The 4393-nt window shown below is 56.6% G+C and carries 12 protein-coding genes; 9 read left to right on the top strand and 3 right to left on the bottom strand.

Annotated elements, in window-relative coordinates:
• Positions 1–5: 5 nt before the first annotated feature.
• The 3 genes from WBR57_RS27105 to WBR57_RS27095 form a co-directional block, all read right to left on the bottom strand.
• Positions 6–449, bottom strand: a complete 444-nt coding sequence (locus tag WBR57_RS27105; RefSeq protein WP_424088233.1) for a hypothetical protein — start codon at positions 447–449, stop codon at positions 6–8.
• A gap of 19 nt (positions 450–468) precedes the next feature.
• Positions 469–636, bottom strand: a complete 168-nt coding sequence (locus WBR57_RS27100) for a hypothetical protein (RefSeq protein ID WP_424088231.1) — start codon at positions 634–636, stop codon at positions 469–471.
• Between the two features lie 309 nt (positions 637–945).
• Positions 946–1137, bottom strand: a complete 192-nt coding sequence (locus WBR57_RS27095) for a hypothetical protein (protein ID WP_424088229.1) — start codon at positions 1135–1137, stop codon at positions 946–948.
• Between the two features lie 104 nt (positions 1138–1241).
• Between WBR57_RS27095 and WBR57_RS27090 the strand changes: the two genes are divergently transcribed.
• The 9 genes from WBR57_RS27090 to WBR57_RS27050 all read left to right on the top strand — a co-directional run.
• Positions 1242–1877 carry a recombinase family protein gene (locus tag WBR57_RS27090; protein ID WP_424088227.1) on the top strand — a complete coding sequence of 212 codons (636 nt, stop codon included), beginning with the start codon at positions 1242–1244 and terminating at the stop codon, positions 1875–1877.
• A gap of 8 nt (positions 1878–1885) precedes the next feature.
• Entirely contained in the window at positions 1886–2113 is a 228-nt protein-coding gene (locus WBR57_RS27085) for a hypothetical protein (RefSeq protein WP_424088225.1), read from the top strand.
• Between the two features lie 16 nt (positions 2114–2129).
• The gene (locus tag WBR57_RS27080) at positions 2130–2357 is read left to right on the top strand and encodes a hypothetical protein (protein WP_424088223.1); all 228 of its coding nucleotides are present in this window, start codon (positions 2130–2132) and stop codon (positions 2355–2357) included.
• A gap of 156 nt (positions 2358–2513) precedes the next feature.
• Positions 2514–2681: a ClpX C4-type zinc finger protein gene (locus tag WBR57_RS27075; RefSeq protein ID WP_424088221.1), complete on the top strand. Its 168-nt coding sequence runs from the start codon at positions 2514–2516 to the stop codon at positions 2679–2681.
• Positions 2682–2911: 230 nt separating this feature from the next.
• Positions 2912–3307 (top strand): hypothetical protein, encoded by a 396-nt coding sequence (locus WBR57_RS27070; protein WP_424088219.1) that lies wholly within the window; start codon positions 2912–2914, stop codon positions 3305–3307.
• Positions 3297–3506, top strand: a complete 210-nt coding sequence (locus WBR57_RS27065; protein ID WP_424088217.1) for a hypothetical protein — start codon at positions 3297–3299, stop codon at positions 3504–3506. Before WBR57_RS27070 ends, WBR57_RS27065 begins: the two co-directional genes overlap by 11 nt.
• A 137-nt stretch (positions 3507–3643) precedes the next feature.
• Positions 3644–3901 carry a hypothetical protein gene (locus tag WBR57_RS27060; RefSeq protein ID WP_424088215.1) on the top strand — a complete coding sequence of 86 codons (258 nt, stop codon included), beginning with the start codon at positions 3644–3646 and terminating at the stop codon, positions 3899–3901.
• 8 nt (positions 3902–3909) lie between these two features.
• On the top strand, positions 3910–4137 hold the full coding sequence (locus WBR57_RS27055) for a hypothetical protein (protein ID WP_424088213.1): 228 nt from the start codon (positions 3910–3912) through the stop codon (positions 4135–4137).
• Positions 4092–4393: DUF4031 domain-containing protein (locus WBR57_RS27050; RefSeq protein WP_424088212.1), on the top strand; the 302-nt coding region annotated here is incomplete at its 3' end. The genes WBR57_RS27055 and WBR57_RS27050, both read left to right, overlap by 46 nt.

Raw genomic sequence — 4393 nt, 5'->3', positions numbered from 1 at the left:
GGGCTTTACCTCGCTCTAACGATCTTCAAGCCAGCTTCGTCGAGCGCAGCCAGAATCCGTTCTGCGTTGTGGACGCCCAAGTCATGTCCTTCTTCGTTCTCGCCGCGGCCGTCCATCCAGAAATCCGGTACGTCGGCGATAACACTATGCGCGAGATCGCGTGGCGACAGTAACGAAGTCTTCGGGTCGTCAATCAGTTTCACGGGGTTCGTGATCGCCCGGTAAGCGCCTTCGATGAAAGCCTGACGCGCGATGGCGTCGATTTGCGCCTCCATGCGGAGCCGGAATTTCTCGCGCACGTCGTTCGGTGCGTTGCTGTTTAAGTCCATCGGACTTGTTGCGTTCTTTATCATCGACGTGAGGTTGACTTCCGCCGTCCACTTGTCCGCCATCGCGTCAAGCAGGTCTATTCCGTAGTTGGCTTTGGCTTGCGCCTCGGACTGTTTCATCGGCGGGCGTGTTCCTCCACTATGCTAGTGGCGTGGCGAGCAGGGCATTTGTCTCAACGGCATTGCGCTGCGCTTCGCGACTTTTTAGCAGCGTTAGAATGTCATCGCGTAGCGGTTCCCAACTAAAGCCCGGAGGCGTGCGAAAGCGGGCGACCATTTCGGCAAGCTGTTCGTCAGTCTGTTCCATCGGGCGTTCTCCTACAGGCTGACAGGGCGACGCAGAACGATGACGATGCGAAGGCGTCCGTGGCACCGACTTTCCATCCGCCGCGCAAAGGTCCGCGCCTTTTTGAGTGACGGGAATCCGGGCCATCGTTCGATCCAGTCGCCAGACATGCGTTCCTCGATTGCGTAAGTTTTGGCTTTCACGTCAAGCCACCGTGCAGGGCCGCGTCCCCTCTCGCTCAATCTGTTTTGCCATGTGCTCGCGCACTAGCTTCTTGGCGCACGTCAGGCCGAAAGAAAACCAACCCTGAGACCGATCCGCAGGCATGGCCTACGCCTCCAGCTCGGCGAGGATTTCGGTGTCGGTAAGTCTATCCAGGCCATCCGCCGCGTTCATTTCACGGATTGCCGCGAAACACGCCTTGCGATGCTTGGCGAACCGCCGCCGCCTGTTGCCCTTGGTAAGCGCCAAGCCACGGTCGCAAAGGTCAAGATCGGCTCCGATGGCTTTTTCATCACTCATGGCCGTCTCCCTTGTCATGGTGAATAACGTAATCCCGGCATATTGACTTGTCAATAGACCATACGCTATAGGTTATAGCTGACAACGGCAATTAAGCGGGCAAAATGCCATTCCTAGTCGGTTATGCACGGGTATCCACAGAGGATCAGTCGCTCGACCTACAAACTGACGCGTTGCTCAAAGCTGGCGTCAAACCGGACAACCTACACGTCGAAAAGGTGTCCGGGGCGAACGCAAAGCGTCCGGAGCTCGACTTTGCGATCAAGGATTTGCGCGATGGCGATACATTTGTCGTCTGGCGGCTCGACCGGCTGGCGCGGTCCATGCGGCAACTCTATGCCCGGCTCGACGCCATCTATGCCAAGGGCGCCTATTTCCGGTCGCTCCAAGAGAATTTCGACTTTGGAACCGTGTCCGGTAAGCTCGTCCTTGGCGTGCTTGGCTTGGTGGCCGAGTTTGAACGCCAGATCATCGCGCAGCGCACGTCGGCGGGCATCGCCGCCCTCCGCGCGAGGCGCAAGAACAAGAGCTGGGGACCCAAGGTGTACATGACACCCGAACGAATCAAACTCGTAGGCGACTATCTCAATGGCCGTGGTGGCCGCGATAAGCTGACGGGGCCAGAAGTGGCGAAAAAGCTGAAAGTCTCGACCGCGAGCATATATGCGTTTTGGAAACACGACGGCCACGGCAAGTTCGTGCGCAAGAAGAAATCGGCGCGCAAGCGCAAAGAGGCATAGGAGCGGTCATGCCGAAGTGGAGCGTCCCATGTTGGAACTGCGACGAGGGCTTTGTCGAGCCGGTCGATGAATGGGACGACGACGTGTGCAGCCATTGCAGGGGCAAAGGGTTCTTCATCGTGACTCAGCTTACCGACGACAGCTGTGAGGAAGCGATCCCGATAGTCGATACCGGCGACGAGCTTCATCAAATTCTCGGCGACGCCCTAAAGGCTTTGTCCGATAAACCTCTCTAACAAAGAATGAGCGGCCGTGCTGTCCAAAGGGAAACTGAATTGGGATCGGAAAGCGCAAAAGCTGTGCGACGAACTGTTTATCGAGGTCGAAGGTGCAATGTCCGACGCCTGGATTTCTGACGATGCCTGTACCAACGATCCGGCCGAGTATCTCATGTTCGTGCGCGGATCGTTAGCTGCGCTAGAGGAAGCGCGGACGATCATCAAAAAGTTTCTGCGACGTCATCGACGCCTGAATAAATAGGAGTTTGGTCATGGAAGGATTGATGCTCGCCGTAGGCTGCGCCGTTGTGGTTATCTTTCTTAAATTGGAAGTACGAAGGCAACGCGGCCGGATTGAGCGCCTCGAACGTGCCGTGCGTGAGCTTAATCCCGGCTTGAATATATAGGAGTTTGGTGCGTGAGGCTGCTCACCAAAAAACAGCATGTCATCTGCTACTGCGACTTCTGCGGCAAGTCGCAAGACGAAGTGGCGAAGATGATCGACGGCAAGCACGCCTTCATCTGTAACTTTTGCGTTGACGAGGCGCAGAAGATCATTCGGCCACAACTGGCCTTGGTGAAATAGGAGATTTTTGTGCGCCGAAAGAAAACCACGCGCGAATATCTAAGGGAAGCGACGCAGGCGCACGCTGATCTCGCAAAGGCAACGCGACGCAAGTCGCCAAAGACGCCATTTGAGCAGGGCCTGAGCGCGGCGAAGTGCCACAAACTCATGACGGACAACCCCTACATGCACGAAACGTCGAAGCAATCATGCTTATCCGGTTGCCGCATACAAACGATGAGGGATACTAGATGTTGAACAATGAAGCGGCATTTTTGATCGGTCCCGGCGGCCAAGTTTCTCGGTTGATTGGCCCGCGCGGCGAAACCCCACCTTGTGCGGAAGCCAAGTTCAAGCGCGGCGACGTGGTGAAGGTCCGCAATACCAAAGCGCTCGCCAATTTCCCTCGCGAGGCCGTGGTTGCTGTTGCCATCCCGCCGGGATTTTCCCCCGACCATGCCCTTGCGGACCTTGTAGGTGAGCCGCGACCGCTCATGGCTCAAGTCGGCGCGCGTTCAATAACTTACGTGCTGGTGCGCGAGAACGATCCAAAGCCCTATCTGGCGCGTGAGCGCGACCTGTTGTCCAGCGGCAAGCCGCCGGTTGAAATCGGAACGGTAAAGAGGGAGGCTGAAAATGCATCGTAACATTTTTGCATGGACTGCACCGGGGTTTGATCCGGCATTTGTTTCGATCAATGATCGCGGCAAGGAGGGCATCACTCTGGACGCTCGCGGTCCGGTTGGACCGGACGGAAAAGGCGGTCAAACGATCCAAATCACCCTGCCACCTCGACAGTTGGCCGAATTAGCGAGGGCGCTGGTCTGTGAAGTCATTCCAGTCTGATCTAGCACCATGACCGCAACATCTAGGGGCGTGTGTCTAAACCGGATAAGCACGGAAGCAATCGAAAAAGTTTAGGGAATGGTGGCTTGGCTACTGCTCCTGCAACGACACCAAATAGTGTTACCGGAGAAATGAACATGCCCGAGGCCACATGCGGAGAGTGCGGCGCAGCCGAGCCGAGCTGGAACGCGCAGAACGTGACCGAACCGTTAAGCACAAACTTGCTGAATGAAATTGAAAAGCGGGATGCCGAGATCGCCAGCCTGCGGGCGGCGCTAAAAAAGTGCGCCGATAAGCTGGAACGCTGCGCAATCGCCAGCTTGACGCTTCCAGAATATGCGGCCCTTGCCGTTCACGAGTTTCGTATTTTTGAACAGTCAGCGCGAAAGGAATAAGGCCCATTATGTTGAGCAACGCGCTGCATCAATTTTTGCGGATCGTTCCTGGAATGCGCGATGTTCCTAAAAACTGGAACGAAGAATTGCGCCGCGCACTTTCCGATAATCTCATCCGCCATGGATTTGACGGCAGGCTAGAGTTGACCGATGCTGGTCGCACCGAGCTAACAAAAAAGGAGGAAAAGCCGTGGCCGTGTACGTCGATGACATGCGAGCAAACTACGGGCGCATGAAGATGTGCCACATGCTCGCGGATAGCGTCGAGGAATTGCTGGCGATGGCCGACAAGATCGGCGTGGACCGCAAGTGGTTTCAGGCTCTCAGTTCTCCGCATTTCGACATCGCGTTATCGAAGCGGGCACTCGCGGTCGCCAGTGGCGCAATCGAGGTTGACCGCAAAGGCATCGTCGCCGTGATGAAACGACACCGCGCCAAGTTCATGTCGGACGCTGCCGAGTTGGCGGCGATCCGATCCGCTGCGGCTTTGTC

It is taken from the genome of Pseudomonas sp., assembly GCF_049590575.1.
In the GTDB taxonomy this organism is placed as follows: Bacteria; Pseudomonadota; Gammaproteobacteria; order Pseudomonadales; family Pseudomonadaceae; genus Aquipseudomonas.
This window is presented reverse-complemented; position numbering and strand designations above follow the sequence as displayed.

What these genes read in the sequence shown, in the direction of transcription:
- WBR57_RS27105 (WP_424088233.1), bottom strand. Translation starts at nt 449, where the DNA reads ATGAAACAGTCCGAGGCGCAAGCCAAAGCCAACTACGGAATAGACCTG.
- WBR57_RS27100 (WP_424088231.1), bottom strand. Translation starts at nt 636, where the DNA reads ATGGAACAGACTGACGAACAGCTTGCCGAAATGGTCGCCCGCTTTCGC.
- WBR57_RS27095 (WP_424088229.1), bottom strand. Translation starts at nt 1,137, where the DNA reads ATGAGTGATGAAAAAGCCATCGGAGCCGATCTTGACCTTTGCGACCGT.
- WBR57_RS27090 (WP_424088227.1), top strand. Translation starts at nt 1,242, where the DNA reads ATGCCATTCCTAGTCGGTTATGCACGGGTATCCACAGAGGATCAGTCG.
- WBR57_RS27085 (WP_424088225.1), top strand. Translation starts at nt 1,886, where the DNA reads ATGCCGAAGTGGAGCGTCCCATGTTGGAACTGCGACGAGGGCTTTGTC.
- WBR57_RS27070 (WP_424088219.1), top strand. Translation starts at nt 2,912, where the DNA reads ATGTTGAACAATGAAGCGGCATTTTTGATCGGTCCCGGCGGCCAAGTT.
- WBR57_RS27065 (WP_424088217.1), top strand. Translation starts at nt 3,297, where the DNA reads ATGCATCGTAACATTTTTGCATGGACTGCACCGGGGTTTGATCCGGCA.
- WBR57_RS27060 (WP_424088215.1), top strand. Translation starts at nt 3,644, where the DNA reads ATGCCCGAGGCCACATGCGGAGAGTGCGGCGCAGCCGAGCCGAGCTGG.
- WBR57_RS27055 (WP_424088213.1), top strand. Translation starts at nt 3,910, where the DNA reads ATGTTGAGCAACGCGCTGCATCAATTTTTGCGGATCGTTCCTGGAATG.